The organism is Pedococcus sp. P2_D9, assembly GCF_056404275.1.
Map to the genome: position 1 here is coordinate 1 of NZ_JBFUEI010000015.1, position 20,400 is coordinate 20,400.

General features: G+C 71.0%; 19 protein-coding genes and 1 tRNA gene. 7 read left to right on the top strand and 13 right to left on the bottom strand.

The window, feature by feature from the left end; translation table 11 throughout:
* From AC1DXJ_RS18835 to AC1DXJ_RS18845, 3 genes are all read right to left on the bottom strand, one after another.
* Positions 1 to 769, bottom strand: a 769-nt coding sequence (locus AC1DXJ_RS18835) for a DUF222 domain-containing protein (protein ID WP_477637659.1), incomplete at its 3' end; no start/stop codon positions are given.
* A gap of 140 nt (positions 770 to 909) precedes the next feature.
* Positions 910 to 1,140: a hypothetical protein gene (locus AC1DXJ_RS18840; protein WP_477637660.1), complete on the bottom strand. Its 231-nt coding sequence runs from the start codon at positions 1,138 to 1,140 to the stop codon at positions 910 to 912.
* Between the two features lie 52 nt (positions 1,141 to 1,192).
* Complete coding sequence (locus tag AC1DXJ_RS18845; RefSeq protein ID WP_477614719.1) at positions 1,193 to 2,059, bottom strand: Bax inhibitor-1/YccA family protein; 867 nt, start codon at positions 2,057 to 2,059, stop codon at positions 1,193 to 1,195.
* A 237-nt stretch (positions 2,060 to 2,296) separates the two neighbouring features.
* Between AC1DXJ_RS18845 and AC1DXJ_RS18850 the strand changes: the two genes are divergently transcribed.
* Positions 2,297 to 3,088 (top strand): hypothetical protein, encoded by a 792-nt coding sequence (locus AC1DXJ_RS18850; protein WP_477637661.1) that lies wholly within the window; start codon positions 2,297 to 2,299, stop codon positions 3,086 to 3,088.
* A gap of 57 nt (positions 3,089 to 3,145) precedes the next feature.
* On the opposite strand, the gene AC1DXJ_RS18855 is transcribed toward AC1DXJ_RS18850, so the two are convergent.
* Positions 3,146 to 3,220 (bottom strand) — tRNA-Leu (locus AC1DXJ_RS18855).
* Between the two features lie 83 nt (positions 3,221 to 3,303).
* Between AC1DXJ_RS18855 and AC1DXJ_RS18860 the strand changes: the two genes are divergently transcribed.
* Genes AC1DXJ_RS18860 through AC1DXJ_RS18875 form a run of 4 tightly spaced genes read left to right on the top strand, consistent with a single transcriptional unit; the run spans position 3,304 to position 6,469 of the window.
* The gene (locus tag AC1DXJ_RS18860; RefSeq protein WP_477637662.1) at positions 3,304 to 4,098 is read left to right on the top strand and encodes a prolipoprotein diacylglyceryl transferase; all 795 of its coding nucleotides are present in this window, start codon (positions 3,304 to 3,306) and stop codon (positions 4,096 to 4,098) included.
* A complete protein-coding gene (locus AC1DXJ_RS18865) occupies positions 4,095 to 5,681 on the top strand; it encodes a radical SAM protein (RefSeq protein WP_477614716.1) in 1,587 nt (528 codons plus the stop codon). The genes AC1DXJ_RS18860 and AC1DXJ_RS18865 overlap by 4 nt, the downstream gene beginning before the upstream one ends.
* Positions 5,678 to 5,983: a hypothetical protein gene (locus tag AC1DXJ_RS18870; RefSeq protein ID WP_477637663.1), complete on the top strand. Its 306-nt coding sequence runs from the start codon at positions 5,678 to 5,680 to the stop codon at positions 5,981 to 5,983. The genes AC1DXJ_RS18865 and AC1DXJ_RS18870 overlap by 4 nt, the downstream gene beginning before the upstream one ends.
* 12 nt (positions 5,984 to 5,995) lie before the next feature.
* Positions 5,996 to 6,469: a hypothetical protein gene (locus AC1DXJ_RS18875; RefSeq protein WP_477637664.1), complete on the top strand. Its 474-nt coding sequence runs from the start codon at positions 5,996 to 5,998 to the stop codon at positions 6,467 to 6,469.
* 78 nt (positions 6,470 to 6,547) lie between these two features.
* On the opposite strand, the gene AC1DXJ_RS18880 is transcribed toward AC1DXJ_RS18875, so the two are convergent.
* Entirely contained in the window at positions 6,548 to 7,417 is an 870-nt protein-coding gene (locus AC1DXJ_RS18880; protein ID WP_477633074.1) for an SDR family NAD(P)-dependent oxidoreductase, read from the bottom strand.
* On the bottom strand, positions 7,401 to 8,957 hold the full coding sequence (locus AC1DXJ_RS18885) for a flavin-containing monooxygenase (protein ID WP_477637665.1): 1,557 nt from the start codon (positions 8,955 to 8,957) through the stop codon (positions 7,401 to 7,403). Before AC1DXJ_RS18885 ends, AC1DXJ_RS18880 begins: the two co-directional genes overlap by 17 nt.
* A gap of 55 nt (positions 8,958 to 9,012) precedes the next feature.
* Between AC1DXJ_RS18885 and AC1DXJ_RS18890 the strand changes: the two genes are divergently transcribed.
* Positions 9,013 to 9,675 (top strand): TetR/AcrR family transcriptional regulator, encoded by a 663-nt coding sequence (locus AC1DXJ_RS18890; protein WP_477637687.1) that lies wholly within the window; start codon positions 9,013 to 9,015, stop codon positions 9,673 to 9,675.
* Positions 9,676 to 9,700: 25 nt separating this feature from the next.
* Here the strand turns inward: AC1DXJ_RS18890 and AC1DXJ_RS18895 are convergent, their stop codons facing one another.
* The 7 genes from AC1DXJ_RS18895 to AC1DXJ_RS18925 all read right to left on the bottom strand — a co-directional run bounded on the left by AC1DXJ_RS18895 (position 9,701) and on the right by AC1DXJ_RS18925 (position 16,006).
* Entirely contained in the window at positions 9,701 to 10,645 is a 945-nt protein-coding gene (locus tag AC1DXJ_RS18895) for a Ppx/GppA phosphatase family protein (RefSeq protein WP_477637688.1), read from the bottom strand.
* A gap of 5 nt (positions 10,646 to 10,650) precedes the next feature.
* Positions 10,651 to 11,190 carry a DUF501 domain-containing protein gene (locus tag AC1DXJ_RS18900; RefSeq protein ID WP_477637666.1) on the bottom strand — a complete coding sequence of 180 codons (540 nt, stop codon included), beginning with the start codon at positions 11,188 to 11,190 and terminating at the stop codon, positions 10,651 to 10,653.
* Positions 11,187 to 11,855, bottom strand: a complete 669-nt coding sequence (locus AC1DXJ_RS18905; protein WP_477637667.1) for an FtsB family cell division protein — start codon at positions 11,853 to 11,855, stop codon at positions 11,187 to 11,189. Before AC1DXJ_RS18905 ends, AC1DXJ_RS18900 begins: the two co-directional genes overlap by 4 nt.
* Before the next feature lie 70 nt (positions 11,856 to 11,925).
* Positions 11,926 to 13,215, bottom strand: a complete 1,290-nt coding sequence (gene eno, locus AC1DXJ_RS18910) for a phosphopyruvate hydratase (protein ID WP_477614708.1) — start codon at positions 13,213 to 13,215, stop codon at positions 11,926 to 11,928.
* A 237-nt stretch (positions 13,216 to 13,452) separates the two neighbouring features.
* A complete protein-coding gene (locus AC1DXJ_RS18915) occupies positions 13,453 to 14,376 on the bottom strand; it encodes a pseudouridine-5'-phosphate glycosidase (RefSeq protein WP_477633069.1) in 924 nt (307 codons plus the stop codon).
* Positions 14,373 to 15,524: a PfkB family carbohydrate kinase gene (locus tag AC1DXJ_RS18920; RefSeq protein WP_477614706.1), complete on the bottom strand. Its 1,152-nt coding sequence runs from the start codon at positions 15,522 to 15,524 to the stop codon at positions 14,373 to 14,375. Before AC1DXJ_RS18920 ends, AC1DXJ_RS18915 begins: the two co-directional genes overlap by 4 nt.
* A gap of 164 nt (positions 15,525 to 15,688) precedes the next feature.
* Positions 15,689 to 16,006, bottom strand: coding sequence for a hypothetical protein (locus AC1DXJ_RS18925; protein ID WP_477614705.1), 318 nt, complete (start codon positions 16,004 to 16,006; stop codon positions 15,689 to 15,691).
* A 152-nt stretch (positions 16,007 to 16,158) separates the two neighbouring features.
* Between AC1DXJ_RS18925 and AC1DXJ_RS18930 the strand changes: the two genes are divergently transcribed.
* Entirely contained in the window at positions 16,159 to 20,337 is a 4,179-nt protein-coding gene (locus tag AC1DXJ_RS18930) for an nSTAND1 domain-containing NTPase (protein WP_477637668.1), read from the top strand.
* The last annotated feature ends 63 nt before the right edge of the window (positions 20,338 to 20,400 follow it).

The window sequence follows — 20,400 nt, forward strand, 5'->3', positions numbered from 1 at the left end:
CGGCGGAGGCGACCCCGCGGCGCAGCACCTCCAACAGGGCGTCCATCCGCCGCTGCCCCGACGGGCGCCGGTCCGGCTCACCCTGCGCCGGCCGGGGCGCCGACAGTCCCTGCACGGCGGCCTCGATGACCGCCTTCGCCTCGGCGTCGACCGCCATCGCGCACTCGAACAGCCCGGTGCCGTCCGCGGACGGCTGCGACAACGACCGCTGCTCATGGGCGCGGTCCTGCTCACCCTGGAACTCACCCTCGGCCCCGTACTCCGCCACCAGGCGCTCCCGCAGCCCGCGCACGTCCCTGGGACGCCCCCACGACGCCACCTCGACCAGCCCGGCCAGCACCGGCCCGTCAGCCCCGGCGGCCAGGCGAGGCGCGAGCCGCTCGAACTCCTCCACCACCACCACCGCCGTCACCAGCGGCACCCGCGCCTCACGCACGGCGGCGGTCAACCCGGCATACCGGTCGTCGTGGGCGGCCTCGGCCACCCGCACCACCCGCGCCGACCCACCCGCCCGCAGGGACGGCGACCGCTCCAGGAGCCAGGCGTGCGCCCCGGTCCGGCCCGACCCGGCCTCACCCCGGTCGACCGCCTCGGCCAGCACCTCCACCCGGGCCGCGTCGGCCCGCACCCCCAGCTGGTCGAGCAGCGACGCGAACCCACCCAGCTCGACCCCGCCCGCCGCCCACAGCTCACCCTCGACCCCGGTCAGGGCACGGCACGCCAGCTCCACCGCCGCGCGCCGCTCCTCGAACGACATCCCCCCACCCATGAAACCAACCTAACAACCAGGTCCGACAGTCCAACGATCACGAAAACCGTTGCAACGCAACCAGATACGGCACCAGATACGGCGCCGATACGGCACCCGTCGTCCACAGCCGAAGCCCCAAGGCAACCAGGCGTGCCGGGTCAGGTGAGTTCGCGGAGCAGGTCAGCGAGGCGCTGGGCCAGAGGGGACGCCGCCGCCCCGCCCGACTCGCACGCGTCGTAGACCAGGACGGTCAGCTGGTCCATGACCACCGCTGGTCCGAGGTCCGGAACCGGGCCAGCGGCGCCGGCGAGGTCGGCGAGCAGCAGCCGCACCCGCGGCATACCCGACAACGCGCGGTCCAGCGGCAGCTGCTGCCACCGCCGGACCACGCGTTGAAGTTGTGCCGAAACCTCCTGCGGGACAGGTGATTTCGGGGCCACGCTAGTTGCTGCGCAGACGCCCGAGCAGGCGCAGGATCTCGAGGTAGAGCCACACGATCGTGACGATGAGGCCGTGCGCCAGCAGCCACGAGTACTTCTCGGGAGCTCCAGCGGCAATGGCCCGGTCGATCGAGTCGAAGTCGACCGCGAGCATCGCCGCGGCCAGCCCGATGGCGAACAGCGAGATGCCGATGCCCAACGCGCCGGTGCCACCGATCCCGAAGGCGTGGTTGCCGATCCAGGCGTAGGCGAGGTTGATCAGCGAGAAGATCGCATAGCCGATCACGGCCATGGTGACGATGCGGCGGAACTTCGCGGTGACCTTGATGAGCCCCGTCTTGTAGGCCAGCAGGGTGCCGGCGAAGACGGACAGGGTCGCGATGACCGCCTGGGCCACGATTCCGCGGAAGATGTCTGTCTGCTCGGGCGGGTCGAAGGCCAGGCTGTAGTAGTTGCTGATCGCACCGACGAACAGGCCCTCGACCACGGCGTAGGTGACGATGAGCGGCACGCTGATCGTCTTCTTGAACGCGATGACCAGACCGAGGACGAGCGTCACGGCGATGCCGCCCAGCATGAGGCCGATGCCGTAGCGGGGGGTCAGCTGCCAGCCGACGACAGCCATGACGAGCACGATCGCGAACAGGCCGGTCGTCTTCATGACGACGTCGTCGATGGTGAGGCGCTTGGTCTGGACGGGGCCGGCGGCGGGCTGGTTGTAGAGGTCCTGCAGCTGCTGGCTCGTCATGCCGTCCGTCGCGGCCATGCCGGCCGGAGCCTGCTGGGCGGGTGCTCCACCGCGGCCGAACCCGGCGTAGCCCTGACGGGATTCCTTCTCGATCCGGTCGAACACCGGGTTGCTGGCCATGCGTGTCTCCTTGGAGGCGTAGGGCGGTCCTGCGGTCGGCCGCTCACCCCAGAGTACGTGCGGGGACACCCTGGAAGTTCCCATCCACAGGGTCGAGGCCAGCGCCGTGGTCCCATTTCCGCCATTTGGGTGACCTGTCCACCATTTGGGTGACGTGCCCTGATCCTTCTGAGGGACGTGGTGTGGCCGGGAGAGTGCAAATACTGGATCGTCCCCCTTTGAGAGCAGGTGAGAGCCATGTCCTTCGACGACGAGCCGGCACCGTACACCCCGGGCCGAGTCATCCTCCTGGTCCTCGCCTGCGTTCTCGCGCTGGTCCTGCCCTTGATCGCGATGCGCCAGGTCTTCGGCGGCGACGACGGAGCCAGCCCTCGCCCCCCGGCTCCCACCACGGGGTATGCCGCGCCCCTCGGGGCCACCACCCCCGCCACCTCCAGCCCGTCGCCTGCCACGCCCAGCCAGACGCCGGCGGCCGTGTCGACCGCAGCGGTGGGGCTGGCGGCGGCCGCTGAGACGTGCCGGCTGGCCAACCTGCGCCAACAGGCTCCGCTGAGCGCGGCAGAGGTGTCCCTGGCCCAGTTCGACAAGCACATCGACGCCATGAACCTGCTGGTCGCGGGCAAGATCTCCCTCTCGGTGGCGACGACCTTCTGGGACGAGACCCGCGTCAAGGCGACCCAGAACGCCAAGGCCTTCCGCCAAGCCGACAAGGAGCTCGCAGCGAACGCGGCCGTCTGTCCCGCGCTCGATCCGACCGTTGCCAACGCCGCGCCCTACGGGGAGGTCGTCGCGATCAAGAGCTGCGGCAGTGCCATCACGGCCCGCAGCAAGGCACTCGCCAAGGCGCGCTCCGCCGTGTCCACGTGGGAACACCACGTGCACGACATGGAGATGTTGCGCATGGGTCACCTCACCCCTGCCCAGGCGACAGCCGCGTGGCGCAAGAACTGGAAGACCGGCGAGAAGCAGCTCGCCGCCTTTGACAAGGCCGCGGCGCAGGCCACCAGGATCCCGTGCTCCCTGGACTGACGGGTCTGGACTGACGGGACCGACGGGGTTGGGCTGACGGGCGCGAGCCGCCGACGGTGCCCCCGACGGGGATCGAACCCGCACCTGTGGCGATTTTAAGTCGCCTGCCTCTGCCAGTTGGGCCACGGGGGCGGGCCAAGTATGCCGCGCGCGCGCCGCCGTCGTTCCATGGTTCATCCGTGCCACGCTGGGGCCCCGACCAGAAGGGGGCGGCCGTGTTTCCGACACTCGGGGACCTGCTCGGGTTCGAGCTCGACGTCGACACGCACGCTGTCTTCGTCGCGCTCGGGGTGCTCACGGCCATGGGCATCTTCGCGCTCGAGGCGCGACGGCGTGGCGCGACGGACGAGCGGCTTCTCGTGGTGGTCACCGGCGGGCTGGTCGGCGGTGCCGTCTTCATGCGCCTCGGCACCTGGCTGCAGCACGTCGACCTGCGAGAGAACGCCTCGCTGGCCGAGCAGTGGGCCTACGGCAACCGCAGCATCCTGGGCGGCCTGGTCGGCGCCTGGGCCGGCGTCCACGTCGCCAAGCGCCTGTGCGGCTACCAGCCGCGCACCGGTGACCTGTTCGCCCCCGCCGTGGCCCTGGGCATGGCCGTGGGACGGATCGGCTGCCTGCTCACGGAGCTGCCCGGGACTCCGACCGGCACGTCCTGGGGGATCACCCTCGACCAGGCCGCGGCGGCGCGCACGGGCGGGCCGGCCGGCATACCCCTGCACCCGTCCTTCGTCTACGAGATCGTCTTCCACGCCGCCGCGTTCGCAGCGATCTGGTGGTGGCTGCGCCACCGGCCGGTGCCGAGCGGCGAGCTGCTGGTCTGGTACCTCGCCGCCTATGGCATCGCCCGCTTCCTGCTCGAGTACGTCCGGGGCAACGAGGTCGTCTGGCTCGGGCTGACCCGACCCCAGCTGTTCCTGGCGGTGACGGTGCCGTTGGTGCTCGCCCGCATCGTGGTGCAGGCGCGTCGTGGCGCCTTCCGGGGCCTGCGGCACGAGACAGTGGTCGCGTGAGCACCCGCACCGGTCCCGGTATGCCGTTGCGTGGCGACCGCATCCACCGTTACGTCAACGCCTTCTGCCCGCTGTGCCACGAGGAGCGACCAGACCGTCCGCTGGCCGAGGTGGTCCGGCTGTCGGGGTGGCTCGTGGAACGGGACGGCCGGATCTGGCTGGAACGCGGCTGCGCCTCGCACGGCCTGGTGCGCACTCTGTACGACGAGTCACCGGAGATCCTGACCTACCTGGAGCAGTGGACCGCGCCGACCAAGGTGCACACGCCGGATGTCGTGGGCAACTTCGCGCCGGTGCCTGCGGCCTATGCCGACGGTTTGCCGGAGATGCAGACCCAACACACCTGCATCCTGCTCGAGGACCTGCTCGACCACTGCAACCTCAAGTGCCCGACCTGCTTCGCCGCGTCGGCGCCAGCCCTGGCCTCGGTGGTGCCGCTGGCCCAGGTGCTGGCCTCGATCGACGCGCGCCTCTCCCGTGAGAACGGTCGAATCGACGTCCTCATGCTCAGCGGGGGCGAACCGACGCTGTACCCCTGGCTGGCCGAGCTGCTCGACGCCGTCGCGGCCCGACCGATCGTGCGAGTGCTGGTCAACACCAACGGCCTGACCATCGCCAGGGACGACGCCATGCTCGACCTGCTGCGGCGCCACCGCGAGCGGGTCGAGGTCTACCTGCAGTACGACGGCGAGTCGGCCCAGGCGTCCACCCACCACCGGGGCGCGGACCTGCGCCGGTTCAAGGAACAGGCGATCGACCGCCTCTCCGGCGCTGGCGTCTTCACCACCCTGACGATGACCGCGGCGCTGGGGGTGAACGACGACGAGATCGGGTTCGTGGTCAAGCGTGCCCTCGACACGCCGCACGTCGGCGGGGTGACGATCCAGCCGGTCTTCGGCTCCGGGCGCAGTGCCGGAATCGACGCGCACGACCGGCTCACGCACACCGGGGTGCTGGCCCGGCTGGAAGGACAGACCGCGGGCGTGGTGACCTGGCGCGACCTGACCGCGCTGCCCTGCTCACACCCGCACTGCTGCTCGGTGGGCTACCTGTTGCGCGACGACTCGGGCACGTGGCGCTCGCTCGTCTCCCTCGTCGGTCACGAACGCCTCAAGCAGTGGCTCGACCTCGAGCCCGACGTGCTCGCCAACCGGATCGCCGACGACGCGCTGCCGGTCTCCTTGCGGACGGCGGTGAAGCAGTCCCTGCTCGACCTGCTCTCGGAGCAGTCATCGCTGTCCCACCCGTCGATGGCTGACATCTGGCGCGACGTCTGCAGCGGCTGTGACCTCGGGATCGGCACCCTCGCGACGCTGGCCGCGGGACGGCTCCCGGGCCAGCGCGAGAAGCTCCGGGCGCTGCTCGGCGAACGCGTTCTCCGCATCACGGTGAAGCCGTTCATGGACATGAACACGATGATCGAGGAGCGGCTCACCCAGTGCTGCGTCCACGTCGCGACGGTGAGTGACGAGGGCGGGCACCAGTGCGCGCCGTTCTGCGCCGTCCAGGCGTGGCGTCCCCTGTCGCAGCAACGGATCTCGACGGCGGCGGGGCTGCCGATGGCTCAGGGGGCCAGGTCATGACCAGCGGACCTGACCCGCGCCAGGTCTCGCCACCCCACGCCGACCAGTCGGCCGCCGAGCCCGCGCCGCCGTACGACCCGTTGCGGCTGTGTGTCTTCGCGACGGTCGCGCTGCTCGGCTGGGTGCTGGGGCCCGTGGCGCTGCTCGGCTTCGCGGTGCTGGCCATCGTCGGCTATGCCCGCGCCCGGCGCGACGGGCTGCTGCGCTCCAAGTGCAAGCTCGGCGACACCCGCCTCGTCCTGGCCTACCTGGTCTTGCTGGCTGTAGCCGCCTGCACCGGCGTCTACCTGTGGATCGTGTGAGAGGGACCGGTCATGTCAGAGCAACCACCAGAGAACCCGTACGGACAGCAACCTCCGGCCAACCCGTACGGCCGGCCGCGTGGGGGTGCTCCCGGCGGCCAGCCCGCGGGCCTGCCGCCGGGCCTGCCGCCGGGGCAACCGCCCGCCCACCCTCCGGGTGGGGCGTGGAAGCCACCGCGCCGCGGCCGGTCCAACGTCTTCAAGTTCTGGATGGGCGTGCTCCTGTGCCTGCCCGTGCTGTTCGTCGCCGGCGCGCTCCAGGCGGTCCCGCGCGCCGTCGGCGATGCCCTGTCGCTGCCCCCGGAGGTGGGTCAGTTCTCCACGCTCGGGCTCGACCTCGGGCTGTTCGCGGCGTTCATCGCGGGCCTGGTGGTGGAGAAGACCCGCTTCATCGTGCTGGGAGTTGTCGCTGGGATCGCGGTGCTGTTCGTGCTCGCCGCCGGGGCCTGCGTCCTGCTGCTCGTCGGTCTCTCGAACGGCAACTGACGCACCTGCACCGGCCAGCCGCGCGCACCCTGCGGCCCGCCGCGTGCGCGTGCCGCGCCGAGCTCCTGCAGGCTGACGTCAGGCGCGCGACGCAGCCCTGTCCGCGGACCGTTCGACCAGCCTCCGGGCGCCGCCTGCCTGTGCCTGGATGAGCGCCCGGGTCAGCCCTGGCACGTAGCGCAGCCCTCGCCAGGTCACGTGGGCCATCGCCCCCACGGGGATGACCGCCTTGTTAGCCGCAAGCCCGTCGACGGCTCGGGTCGCCGTGCCCTCGGCGGTCAGGAACCTGGGCTGGAGCAGGCGGACCCGCGAGCGCACGCTGCTGCCGCCAAAGCTGGCGGGCGCCTCGTAGAGGTCGTCGAGCATCGGGGTGTCGACGAAGCCGGGGCACAGCACGCTCACCCGCACGCCCTGGCTCGCGGCCTCCGCGCGCAGGGCCGTCGACAGGCCGACGACGGCGTGCTTCGTGGTCGTGTAGGGCAGCATCGCCGGCGCCGGGATGAGCCCTGCCAGTGACGCGGTGTTGAGGATGTGTCCGCTCCCCTGCGCACGCATGACCTCGTATGCCGCCGTGACCCCGTTGATCACGCCTCGCAGGTTGACGTCCAGCGCCTTGGTCCAGTGCCGTTCGTCGAGCTCCTCGAGGAGCCCACCGATGGCGACTCCGGCGTTGTTGACCATCACGTCGAGCCGTCCGTGGTCCGTGACCACCTGCTGCACGAGTGCCCTGACGGCCGCCCCGTCGACGACGTCGAGCGTGGCAGCACTGGCCCGGGCGCCGAGCTCGGTCGCGGTGCGGGCGGCTGCCTCGCCGTTGACGTCGGCGATCACCACGTGACTGCCCCTGGCGATCAGCTCGGCCGCGATGGCCCGGCCGATCCCCGAGGCCCCACCCGTGACGATGGAGACCTTCGGCGCGAAGGTGTGGCGCTCAGATCGCTTGTGCATCAACGGAATCCCTTGACTGTTGGGCGGGTGGCTGCTCGGAGGGCGGCTGTTCGACGGGCGGCTCGTCGGAGCGCGGCGGCGTGGGGGGACGGTCGCCGACTCGGGCGAAGTGAGAACCATCGACGGAGCGGGTGCGCCACCAGTAGCCGACGGTGGTCCCCGGCCACAGGCTGGTGTTGTTGCCGAACCGGTCGAGGTACCAGCTGCGGCACCCTGTCGCCCACACCGTGTGCCGGGACCGGGACAGCATCTCGCGGGTGAAGGCATCCTGCGCCTGTTGGGTCGTGACGCGCGCACCACGACGCCCCTGCTCGATCGCCTTCAGGACGTAGCCGGTCGCGAACTCGATCATCGTCACGACGCTGTTGTGGCCCAACCCGGTGTTGGGCCCGAGCAGGAGGTAGAGCTCGGGGAAACCGGCGACGGTGATGCCGAGGTGGGTGTGCATCCCCCCGCTCCACGCCTCGCTCAGCGTGCGACCGTCCAGCCCCCGGATGTCGATGCGGTCCGTGCTGCCGCTCACGTCGAAGCCAGTGCCCAGGACCAGGACATCCACCTCGTGACGACCCTCGGAGGTGACCACGGCACGCGGCTCGACGCGCGTGATCGCCTCGGTGACGAGGCTGACGTCGTCGCGGGCGAAGGTCGGCCAGTAGTCGTTGGACAGCAGGATCCGTTTGCAGCCGATCGTGTAGTCGGGGGTCAGCCGCGCCCGGGTCGCCGGGTCAGGCACTGCACGGGCGAGCTCGCGCAGCGCAAGGCGCTGGACGAGCCTGGCCAGGCCCGGCAGCCGCACGAACATCGGCGCCCGCGCCTCCAGCGCCCAGTAGGTGCGCCAGCGCACCAGTCGCTGCACCGCGGGCCAGCGGGCGAACAACCGCTGGCGTCGAGGGCTCCACTCCTGGTCGTGCTTGGTCAGCGTCCAGGCGGCCGTGCGCTGGAAGACGGTGGTGTGTGCGGCGCGCGGCGCCACCTCGGGGATCAGCTGCACGGCGCTCGCACCGGTGCCGACGACAGCCACCCGCTTGCCATCGAGCTCGGCCTGCGCCGGCCACTGCGCCGTGTGCATGACCTCGCCCTCGAAGGCGTCGAGCCCCTCGATGTCGGGCAGCTTGGGCTCATGCAGGGCACCGACCCCGAGGACCAGCGCGTCGCACGTCCACTGCCTTCCGTCGGCAGCGGTGAGCGTCCACCGCCTCGCGTCCTCGTCGAACTCGGCCGCCCGCAGGTCGGCACCGAACTCGATCCGGTCGCGGACGGCATACCGATCGGCGACGTCGCGCAGGTAGCCCCAGATCTCCGGCGCGGTCGCGAAGTCCCTGGACCACGAAGGGAACTGGGCGAACGAGAAGGAGTAGAGCCGCGAGGGGACGTCGCAGGCACACCCGGGATAGCGGTTGTCGCGCCAGGTGCCGCCGACGTCGTCCGCCTTCTCGAGGACGACGTAGTCGTGGTCGGCGCGCTGAGCCAGCCGGATCGCCATACCGAGCCCGGAGAAGCCGGTCCCTATGATGGCCACTCGGTGGTGAGGGGTCGCCATGCGGCCAACTTACCATCAGTAAGTTTGAGCCCTCCCGGGGTACAGTTCGCGAGTGATGAAGACCTCGGCCGCCCCCCGGGCACCGCGCGTGCGGATGCCCCGCGCCCAGCGCGAGGAGCAGATCCTTCGGGTCGCCGAGGAGGTCTTCGCCGAGCGCGGTTTCCAGGCAACCACCATGGAGGACATCGCGGAGCGCGTCGGCGTCACCAAGCCGCTGATCTACGAGTACTTCGGCTCCAAGGAGGGCCTGCTCTCGGCGTGCATCACCAATGCCAGGACCCAGCTGCGGGTGGCCACCGAGGCGGCCTGGCTGGGGGTCGGTGACGAGGCGCCCCTCGAGGTGGTGTTGCGGGCGGGAGTCGCCGCCTTCTTCGCGTTCATCGACGAGCACGCCACGGCCTTCGTCCTCATCCAGCAGGAGGGCGTGGTGGCCACGCAGGCCAGCCCGCTCATCGAGAGCATCCGCGAACAGCAGTCGGCCGCGACCATGGCCACCTTCCGCGCCGCACCCGCCCTGGCCGGCGTCCCCGACCACCTGCTCGAGGGCTACGTCGAGGTGATCATCGGTGCGTGCGAACGGGTGGCCGTGTGGCGCATCCGCCGCCCCGACGTGTCCGCGCAGGACGCCACCGAGATCGTCGTGTCGACGGTCTGGAGCGGCCTCTCCGACTTGTTGCCGGCAGGTCGTCAAAAGAGGCCCGAAACCCCCGCCCGGTGACCACGAGGACGCAACAAGTCGAGGTTCACTCTGCGACGGAGAGGGCGATCCCGTCGAGGATGTCGTGCTCGGAGGTGATGACACGATCCAGGCCGAGGCCGGCCAACCTGCCCACCACCTCGTGCCAGATCAGCGCCCCGGCACCGATGACGTCGACCCGTCCGGGGTGCATGAAGCCCAGGGCCGCCCGCTCCGCGCGCGTCATGTGCAGGAGCGACTCGCAGGCGGCGAGGACCTCGGTGGACGTCAGCTCGCTGAGGTGGATCCGCTCGGGGTCGTAGGTCTCGAGTCCCAGGGCATGGGCCGTGATGGTGGTGACGGTCCCGGCCAGACCGACCAGCGCGCTCACCCCGCTGAACTCGACACGCTCGGCTGCCAGGTCGATCGCGGCGTTGATGTCGCTGACGGCTGCGGCGATCTCGGCATCCGTGGGTGGGTCGGACCGCAGGTGCCGCTCGGTCATCCGGACGCACCCGATGTTGACCGAGCGCGCGGCCTCGACAGCGTCCTCGCCGCGGACGAACTCGGTGGAGCCACCTCCGAGGTCCACCACGAGATAGGGACCGGGTATGCCGTGTGCCTTCAGCTCGCCCGTCGATCCCCCGAACGACAGGGCGGCCTCCTCGTCACCGGAGATGACCTCGGGCGCGATTCCGTAGTGGGAGAAGGACTCTCGGACACCGGCAACGAACTCGTCGGCGTTGGACGCGTCCCGGGACGCGGACGTGGCCACGAAGCGAACCCGCTCCGCGCCAAGCTCGCGGCACTGAGCGGCATACTCGCCGGCCATCGCCAGGGTCCGCTCCATGGCGACCGGGTCGATGCGCCCGGTGCGGTCCACGCCATAGCCGAGGCGCACCACCTCCATGCGGCGCAGGACGTCGACGAGGGTCCTCGTGACCGGGTCGACATCGGCGACGAGCAGCCTGATCGAGTTCGTGCCGCAGTCGATCGCCGCGACCCTCGTCACCGCACTCACGCCCCGTCCGCAGGCAGCCCCGCGCGGACCGCGGCAAGCTCCTCGTCGGGCACGCACGAGCCAGACGCCCACCAGTGGTCGAGCATGGCGAGGGCTTCGTCGCCGAGCGGGTTCACGCCCGGCCCGACCGCGAGGGAGTGCGCGATGAGGACGTGCAGGCACTTGACCCTGGTCGGCATGCCGCCCGCCGAGATCCCCTCGATCTCGGCGACCTGTCCGAGCTCGGAGCGCCGCGCGAGGTAGTCGTCGTGGGCTGCGGCATAGGCGGCGGCCAGGTCGGCGTCCTCGGCGAGCCGGTCGGTCATCTCCTTCATGACCCCGACGGACTCGAGGGTCGAGATGGCTCCGGTCAGCTTGGGGCAGGTGGCGTAGAAGGTCGTCGGGAACGGGGTGCCATCCGGCAGGCGCGGCTCGGTCTTGAGGACGTCGGGTGCGCCGCAGGGACAGCGATGTGCGACGGCGGCGACGCCTCGAGGCACCCTGCCGAGCTGGGCCTGCACGGCGTCCAGGTCAGCCAGGGTCGGCTGGTCGCTCACTTGGCCGAGCTGGTCGAGCTGGTCGTGCCGTTCGCGCCTGCGCCCGACGACGCTCCGGGCCCGGCGGTGCCGTTCGCGGCCGGCCCGGCGTCGGCTACCTGGACGGACTCCCACAGCCGGCCGTACCAGGGGTTGTCGTTCGAAGCGGCCGAGGCCTTCGCGACCCCCGGCAGCGCCTTGGTCGAGGGCTTGCCGTCGATCACGGTGTAGGACTTCTCACCGACCTTGACGAACTTCAGCCGCTCCCGCGCCTGCTGCATGACGTACTCGTCGTCGTTCCAGCGGGCCTGTTCCTTCTGCAGGTCGCTGACCCCCTGGCGCTGCTCGGTGACCTGTCCGCGAAGGGCGTCGATCTCGCCCTGCTGCCGAAGGTAGGAGCGCAGCGTCGGGACGAGGGTGACCGCGAGGAGGACGAAGATCGACGCGAGCACGACCACTCGCAGGACGCCCCGCGAGCTGCGTCGCTCGGGAGACACCGGGCTCCCTGCCACCTTGCGCGCGGCCCCCGAGGCGGTCGCCCGTGACCGGCCCGGTCCGGCGCCCGGTCGGGCCGAGGTGGACCGTGGCGCACCCTGACGGGCGGCCCGGGGCGACCCCGCGCGCGCCGGGGCAGGCCGGCGGACGGGCTTGCCCTTCCCGCTCGTGCCGTGTCCCGAGTCAGCCATCGTGAGTTCCCCTGGTGTCGTGCCTGGTGTCTTGCCGGGTGTTTTGCCTGGTGTGCCTGGCCGCCGGCCGTCAGGCCTGGGCCACGAACCTCGGGAAGGCGCCGGCACCGGCATACACAGCGGCGTCGTCGAGCTCCTCCTCGATGCGCAGCAGCTGGTTGTACTTGGCGACCCGCTCGGACCGTGCCGGCGCGCCGGTCTTGATCTGGCCACAGTTGGTGGCAACCGCGAGGTCGGCGATGGTGACGTCCTCGGTCTCGCCGGAGCGGTGGCTCATCATGCAGCGATAGCCGTTGCGGTGGGCCAGGTCGACGGCGTCGAGGGTCTCGGTGAGCGAGCCGATCTGGTTGACCTTGACCAGCAGGGCGTTGGCCGTGCCCGACTCGATGCCACGCTGCAGGCGCACCGGGTTGGTCACGAACAGGTCGTCGCCGACGAGCTGGACGCGGTCGCCGAGGCGGTCGGTCATGGCCTTCCAGCCGTCCCAGTCGTCCTCGTCGAGCGGGTCCTCGATGGACACCAGGGGGTAGGAGTCGACCAGGCCGGCGTAGTAGTCGACCATCTCGGCAGAAGACTTCGCGGCACCCTCGAACTGGTAGGTGCCGTCCTCGTTGTGGAACTCGCTCGCCGCGACGTCGAGGGCGAGGGCGATCTGGGTGCCCGCCTCGTAGCCCGCCTTCTCGATCGCCTCGAGGATGAGGTCGAGGGCGGCCCTGTTGGAGTCGAGGTTGGGCGCGAAGCCACCCTCGTCGCCCAGGCCCGTGGCCAGGCCGCGCTCCTTGAGCACGCCCTTGAGCGAGTGGTAGACCTCTGCACCCCAGCGCAGCGCCTCACGGAACGACTCGGCGCCGATCGGGGCGATCATGAACTCCTGGACGTCGACGTTGGAGTCGGCATGGCTGCCACCGTTGAGGATGTTCATCATCGGGACGGGCAGGACGTGCGCGTTCGGGCCACCGAGGTAGCGGAACAGCGGGAGCCCGGCGGACTCGGCGGCGGCCTTGGCCACGGCGAGCGACACCCCGAGAATGGCGTTGGCGCCGAGCTTGCCCTTGTTGTCGGTGCCGTCGAGACCGAGCATGACGCCGTCGATGAGCCGCTGCTCGCTGGCCTCGTAGCCGACGAGCTTGGGGTTGATGTCGTCGAGGACGGCATCGACGGCCTTCTGGACCCCCTTGCCCAGGTAGCGGTTCTTGTCGCCGTCACGACGCTCGACGGCCTCGAACGCGCCGGTCGAGGCGCCCGACGGAACAGCCGCGCGTGCGAGGGTGCCGTCGTCGAGGGCCACCTCGACCTCGACCGTGGGGTTGCCGCGCGAGTCGAGGATCTCGCGGGCGCCTACTGCGTCAATCGTGGCCACAGACTTCTCCATCGTGGTGCCGGATGAGTACCCGATGAGGCTACCCGCCCCCGGCCCACCCATCGACGACCGACCCGCACCGTGGACGCACGCCGTGGAGCCGGCCCCACGGCATACCTCCGGCTTGTCCCGCCTTTATCGGGTTTAGGGACTTGGGTCGGCTTCACCCGGGAACGGTTAGCGGGTGAAGCCGGCGTTTGTCCCTAGACCCGATAAAGGTGGGAGGAGTGGTTCAGGTCAGGCGAGGCGCTGGTATGCCGCCGCGAGCGCGGCTCCCAGCCGGGCGTTGTTCCGCACCAGCGCGATGTTGGTCTCCAGGCTGGCGCCACCCGACAGCTCGACGATGCGGCCGAGGAGGAACGGGGTGATGTCCTTGCCGTGGATGCCGCGCTCGTCGCACTCCGCGAGCGCCTGGTCGATGAGCACACCGATCTCGGCAGCCGGGATCTCGTCCTCGGCGGGGACCGGGTTGGTGACGGCGATTCCTCCGGCGAGGCCCAGCGACCACTTGGCCTGCATCATCGCCGCGAGGTCCTGCGCCGAGTCGACCCGCATCGGGGCAGGGTGGCCGCTCTCGCGCGAGTAGAAGGAGGGGAACTCGTCGGAGCCGACGACGACGACCGGCACACCGAGGGTCTCGAGCGACTCGAGGGTCAGGCCGATGTCGAGGATCGACTTCACGCCCGCGCTGACCACCGCGACGTCGGTCTGGCCGAGCTCCGTGAGGTCGGCCGAGATGTCGAAGCTCGTCGCGGCTCCGCGGTGCACTCCCCCGAGGCCGCCTGTCACGAAGACGCGGATGCCCGCGAGGGCGGCAAGCCGCATCGTGCTGGCCACCGTGGTGGCGCCGTGGGCCTTGCGGGCCACGACATAGGGAAGGTCGCGGATGCTCACCTTGGCGACATCGGGGTGGGTGGCGAGGGTCTCGAGCTCGTCGCGCGTCAGGCCGATGCGCGGTATGCCGTCGAGGACCGCGATCGTCGCAGGCACCGCTCCGCCGTCGCGGATGATCTGCTCGACCTCGAGGGCCATCTCCACGTTGCGGGGGTAGGGCATGCCGTGGCTGATGATCGTGCTCTCGAGCGCGACGACCGGCCGGCCGTTCGCGAGGGCCTCGGCCACCTCGGTGGTGAGCTGGAGCGAGGGGTGGGGGGCGTTCATCGGTTCTCCTTGGACTTGCGGCGCAGCGCCTTTCTGAGCTCTGCGTCGATGAGGCGGGCGGTGAGGTCGGGACGGACGGTCTCGGGGCTGGCAACGGTGAGCGCGGCCGCCATCTGCCCGAACCGGGCCGCGTCGGCTGGCGCGTCACCGCGCATCAGGGCGTGCACGAAGGCCGCTGTCATCGAGTCGCCCGCGCCGGTGACATCCACGGGCTTCACGGGCGGCGCGGGAAGGGTGACGACGGTCGCGCGCCCGGTGTCACCCAGGCTGCTGAGCAGGCTGCCGCGCACGCCGCGGCGCACCCAGACGTTGGTGACGCCGACGTCGTGCAGCCGTCGTGCAGCACGCGTGATGTCGGCGCGGGTCTGCGGCACGGCCTCCCCCACGATGGCGGACAGCTCGTCGAGGTTGGGCGTGAGCGCCAACAGGGGGCGCTGCGGTGACAGCAGGTGCGCCAGCGGCCGGGCCTTGGCCACGCTGACGGGGTCCATCACCACCGGGACCTTCACCGCCGCAGCGAAGTCGAGCAGCCAGGCGGCGGGCGCCTCCGGGATGTTGCCGTCCAGCACCAGGAGGTCGGCATGGCTGAGCAGGTCGCGAGAGCGCATCAGCTGACGGACGGTCAACCGGTCGGTGGCCCTCATGTTCGACACCGCGACCACCAGCTCGCCAGAGGCGTCGAGCACGGCGAGGTAGCTGCCGGTGGGGTCGTCCGAGGCGATCATGTGGTCGACCACCACGCCGGCGGCACGGGTGGCCGCGACGATCTCGTCGCCGAAGGCGTCGTGGCCGACCGGGGCCACGAGGTGCGTCGGGCTGCCCAGCCGGGCGAGGTTCTCCGCGATGTTGCGCCCCACGCCCCCGGGGGTGCTGATGGCCGCTCCGGGGTTGGAGGTGCGCAGCTCGATGGCGTGGCTGGAGTGGGCCTTGATGTCCATGTTGGCGCCGCCCACCACCACCACGGAGTGTGCCTCCGGGCGAACCACGTAACCCCGCCCGAGGATGGCTCCCTTGCGGGTGAGGTTGGACAGGTGCACGGAGACGGCTGCCTTCGTCGAACCCGTCCGCTCCGCGATGGCTGCCGCGTCCAGGAGGGGCTCAGCCCGCAGCAGGTCGACGATGTCCCGCTCGCGTTCGGTAAGGGTCATGCTTGGAATGTTAAAGGATCCTTGGTTCTCCAAGCAAATGTCTTCCAGCGCCTGGTCGGAGAGCAGACCCCTCGAGAGAGCACGTGGTCCACCACCAGGTGGGCCGACACGCAGGTGGCCCGGCATCTCAAGGATGCCGGGCCACAGGGACCTGTGGTGGCGACTCAGGCGGGGTGTGCCAGGTGACCGTGGCTGCGGCGCGAGAACGCGGCAGCACCGGCACCGGCCAGGGCAAGACCGGCAAGCAGGCCGGCGCCCAGCTGCAGGTACTCGACGGTGCCGCCGTCGCCTCGGGTCGGCCCGGAGCTGGTGTCCACGAGGGTGGTACCCCCCTCGTAGCAGGAGGTGGAGCAGTACTGCTCTGTCGGATCGCCGTTTCCGGGGACCTCGCGGGCGCTGGCCGGACCGGCCATCGAGAGGGCGATGAGTCCGGTGGCTCCGAGGATGGAGGCCGACCGGCGAATGCTGGTGGTGTGCGACATGGTCCTGATCCTTTGCTTGAGCTGGTGCTTCGTTGCCGGACGGGTTGTCCACGACCTTTGTCGCACCGACCGGTACCGGGGCAGCGCCGACCGGGTATCAGCCGGGTATCAGGACCGTTGACTGGGTACCAGCGGAGGGTCACATTCGACGTGTGCGCATCGCGGTGCTCGGCCCCCTCGAGGTCGACGGAGGACGGATCCTGCTGGCCCCCCGGGACCAGGTGGTCCTCGAGGCCCTGGCCGCCCGCCCCGGTGAGACCGTGCGGGCCGAAGCCCTTGCGGAGGCCCTGTGGGGCGAACACCTCCCGCCCTCGTGGCCCAAGGTGGTCCAGGGATGCGTCTCCCGCCTGCGCAAGGCGCTAGGGCCCCCGGCGATCACGACGTCCGGCGCGGGCTACCGGCTGGTCCTGCACCGGGACGACTTCGACCACCTCTGCTTCGAGGACCTGCTGCTGCGTGCCGGCCAGCTGCTCGCCACCGGCGAGCCGGAGCGTGCCCGGTACGCCAGCGGGCAGGCGCTCGGCCTGTGGCGAGGGGACCCGCTGGAACGGCTCACCGAGTGGGAGTCGGGCCGGATCGAGTCGGAGCGGCTCGGCGAGCGCCGCCGCGACGGGGAGGACCTCTATGCCGAGTCCGCGATCCGGGCTGGGCGCCACCAGGAGGTGCTCGCAGAGCTGCACCGCATGGTCGCCCAGCAGCCCACCCGCGAACGGCGGTGGGGGCTGCTCGCCCTCGCGCAGTACCAGGCTGGCCGACAGGCGGAGGCCCTCGGCACCCTGCAACGCGCCCGCGCCACCCTCGTCAACGAGTTCGGCCTCGACCCCGGACCACAGCTCGCCGAGCTCGAGAAGGCGATCCTGCGTCAGGACCCGGCGCTCGTTGCAGCCGATGCCGTACCAGCGACAGCCGCGGTCTGTCCCTACCTCGGACTGGTCGCCTACGACGTCGGTGACGCCCCGGCATACTTCGGCCGCGAAGCGGATGTGGTGGCCTGTCTGCAACGGCTCGACGAGGTGGGCGTCCTGGCCGTGGTGGGGCCGTCCGGATGTGGCAAGTCGTCCCTGATCCGGGCCGGCGTGGCCTCGGCCCTGGTACGCGACGGCCACGCCCTCACGATCGTCACGCCCGGAGCCCACCCGGAGGAGGTCCTGGCCCTGGCACCGCCCGGGGCAGGCGCCGTGTTCGTCGTCGACCAGTGCGAGGAGGCGCTGGCCCTGGACGAGACGGCCGCCGAGCGGGAGGCCTTCTTCGCCGGGCTGGTCGCCTTCTCCGGACGGGGGCGACTCGTCATCTCCCTGCGCGCCGACCGTCTCGGCGAGCTCGCCGCCCACCCCGAGTTCGCCCACCTCGCGGAGAAGGGCCTGTACCTGCTCGGTGGCATGGGCCCGGCCGCGCTGCGGAGCGCCATCGAGGGCCCCGCGGCGCAGGCCGGGCTCCGGCTCGAGCCGGGGCTGGTCGACCTGCTGGTGCGCGAGGCCGAGGGGTCGCCCGGGGCCCTGCCGCTGCTCTCGCACGTACTGCGCCAGACGTGGCGGCGCCGCGAGGGCGACACCCTGACCGTGCAGGGGTATGCCGCGACCGGAGGCGTGCGCGAAGCCGTCGCCCAGTCCGCCGAGCGGCTCTACCGCGACCTGACCCCGACCCAGCAGGGCATGCTCCGCGACCTGATGGTGCGGTTGGTCTCGTCGGACGACGCCGGCGAACCGGTCCGCACCAGAGTTTCCCGACGGATCGCTGCCTCGGACGACGAGCACACGGCCGTGGTCGAGGCGCTGGTAGGAGCTCGGCTGCTGAGCAGCGACGGCGACACGGTGGAGATCGCGCACGAGTCGCTGGCGGTGGCGTGGCCGCGGCTGCGGTCGTGGCTGGACGACGACGTCGACGGACTACGGATCATGCGACACCTCACCGTCGCCGCCGAGAGCTGGGACGAGCTCGGGCGACCCGACAGCGAGCTCTACCGCGGGGTCCGGCAGGCGCGGGCCGCCGAGTGGCGACGCGGCCACGACCCGGAGCTGACTCCCGCGGAGCGAGCCTTCCTCGACGCCTCGGCCGAGCTGGCCGAGACCGAACAGCGCGCCACGGAGGAACAGGTCCGCCGGGAACGCCGCTCCAACCAGCGGCTTCGCGCCGGCCTCGCAGCGGTCGCCGTGCTGCTCGCGGTGGCGATCGTCGCGGGCGCGCTGGCGAAGACCGCCGCAGACAAGGCCGACCAGGAGAGTGTGCGAGCCGAGCAGCAGTCGCGGGTGGCAGACGCGCGGCGCCTGGGCTCCGAGGCGTTGCGAAACTCCGCACCAGACCTCGCTCTGCTGCTCGCGGTGGCCGGGGCCCGACTCCATGACTCCCCCGACACACGGAGCAACCTCGCCGCCGTCCTCGAGCGCGCGCCCGAGCTGATCGGCGTCAGCAAGGTTCTCCACCCGATTGCCCTGACGGTGCGACCCGACGGACGAGCCGTGGCCGTCACGGGCTGGGACATCGGAGTGACCCTCGTGAGCACCGAGACCCGCAAGGAGGTGGCACGCAACCACGACATTCCCCTCTATGGCGTGCGTTTCAACCCGAACGGCACCCAGCTCGCCGCCGCGGTCAACGTGAGCATGCCGAGTGGTGAACGCCGAGTCGACCCCCTACCCCTCCGGATGCTCGACCCCCGGACCGCGGCCCTGGCCCCCACGCAGCTGGGCGGCATGCCCAAGGGACGAGTGGTGCATGAGCAGCTCGCCTTCAGCAACAGCGGCCGCTGGCTCGTGGCCGGCTTCATCCACCCGACCCAGCTGGACGAAGAGACGTCGCTCAGGGTGTGGGACACCCACAATCTCGCGCATGCGGCGGCGGCGTTCACCGTCCCGTTCATCGTCGGCCGCCTCACTGTCAGCGACGACGGCACGAGGGTCTACGCCTCGGCGGGCGACCGGGTCCTCACCCTCGACGTGGCCGCGGGTCGCGAGATCAGATCTGCGCCGGGCGACGGCGACGTCGCCCTCAGCCCCGACGGTTCGACCCTGGCCGTCGTCCGGGGACGCCAGATCGCGTTGCTCGACCCCACCCGGCTGACGCTGAAGTCGGTGATGGAGGAGGAATCCGGCATCGGCGAGCTCGCGTTCTCGCCGACGGGCGAGCAGCTCGGCTACGAGGTCGGCGACGACACCCTGGTCGTGCGATCACTCGCAAACCCCGACGCGCCCGGCGTGCGGCTCAGCCCGAAGAGAGGCCCGGGCGGGATCGGCTTCAGCCCCGACGGGCGGACGCTGTACAGCAGGGGCGATGACCGGCTGCTGATGTGGGACCTCGTGGGCGACCGCCGCTTCGTGCGCTCCGTCCTCGTCGAACCGCAGCGGCACTCGGACAGAGTCGGCACCATGGTCTCCCCCGACGGGCGGACCGTGGCAAACCTCATCGGCGGTGAACCTGAGTCGTTCGCCGTCCAGTTCCTCGACGTCAAGTCCGGCACCCGGACCCCGCTGTCCGCCTTCCGAGAGAGCAGCACCTATACCGCCGAGCTCTCCTGGCGGCCGGACAGCCGGGTGCTCGCCAGCGTCCAGAACGACCAGTGGGTCGACCTGTGGGACGCAGTCACCGGGCGGGCTGCGGGCCAGCACCGCGTGCCCGACCGCTACGGAGTCGTCGAGTCGGTGAAGTTCAGCGGCGACGGCACCCGACTGGTGGTGGGAACACACCACGGCTGGGTCTACACCGTTGACGCCGCCACCCTGGAGATCGTCGGCAAGCCTGTGCAGGTGAAGGCTGACGTTCCCGTGCGTGGCATCGCCGCGAACGCCGAGGGCGCTCGGGCGCTCGTGTGGATCGACCGCAAGCTCAGGCTGCTGGACCTCCTGCAGGGGCGAGTGCTCGAGATCGCCGATCCTGGCCTTGACGTCCATGAATGGGAATGGGTCCCCGACGGCAAGACCGTCGTCGTGGTCGGCAGCGACCCGTCCCGGGACGGCCAGGGCACGGTCGCCTTCCTGGATCCGAAGAGCCTCTCGACGAGGTCCAGGACAACGGGACCCAATATTGCCGCCGGGGGGGCCATCCAGTTCTCCCCCGATGGAGAGCGGTTCACGACGTCCGGGTCAGGCCGGGTGGGGCTCTGGGACGTGCGGACGCGTGACTCCCTCGGTTTCGTGCCCACCGAGGGTGAAATCCACGCAGGGTTCGCCCACGGGACCTCCGAGATACTCATCGCCTCGGTGGACGGGGAGGTCTCGATCTGGGACCCCCGGCCCGAGGCAGCGCGAGAGGCGGCGTGCCGCATTGCCGGGCGGGACCTGACGGAGCATGAGCGGCGCAGTTACCTCCCCGGCCGCGAACGCGTGAAGGTCTGTTGATCCCGCTCGCGACGTAGGGCTGGGGCGATGAGCGACGTGCGCCCGGCTCAGCGGTTTCGGCGC

Coding starts and splice junctions, on each gene's coding strand:
- AC1DXJ_RS18845 (WP_477614719.1), bottom strand. CDS start 2,059: ATGGCCAGCAACCCGGTGTTCGACCGGATCGAGAAGGAATCCCGTCAG.
- AC1DXJ_RS18850 (WP_477637661.1), top strand. CDS start 2,297: ATGTCCTTCGACGACGAGCCGGCACCGTACACCCCGGGCCGAGTCATC.
- AC1DXJ_RS18870 (WP_477637663.1), top strand. CDS start 5,678: ATGACCAGCGGACCTGACCCGCGCCAGGTCTCGCCACCCCACGCCGAC.
- AC1DXJ_RS18875 (WP_477637664.1), top strand. CDS start 5,996: ATGTCAGAGCAACCACCAGAGAACCCGTACGGACAGCAACCTCCGGCC.
- AC1DXJ_RS18880 (WP_477633074.1), bottom strand. CDS start 7,417: ATGCACAAGCGATCTGAGCGCCACACCTTCGCGCCGAAGGTCTCCATC.
- AC1DXJ_RS18885 (WP_477637665.1), bottom strand. CDS start 8,957: ATGGCGACCCCTCACCACCGAGTGGCCATCATAGGGACCGGCTTCTCC.
- AC1DXJ_RS18890 (WP_477637687.1), top strand. CDS start 9,013: ATGAAGACCTCGGCCGCCCCCCGGGCACCGCGCGTGCGGATGCCCCGC.
- AC1DXJ_RS18905 (WP_477637667.1), bottom strand. CDS start 11,855: ATGGCTGACTCGGGACACGGCACGAGCGGGAAGGGCAAGCCCGTCCGC.
- AC1DXJ_RS18915 (WP_477633069.1), bottom strand. CDS start 14,376: ATGAACGCCCCCCACCCCTCGCTCCAGCTCACCACCGAGGTGGCCGAG.
- AC1DXJ_RS18920 (WP_477614706.1), bottom strand. CDS start 15,524: ATGACCCTTACCGAACGCGAGCGGGACATCGTCGACCTGCTGCGGGCT.
- AC1DXJ_RS18925 (WP_477614705.1), bottom strand. CDS start 16,006: ATGTCGCACACCACCAGCATTCGCCGGTCGGCCTCCATCCTCGGAGCC.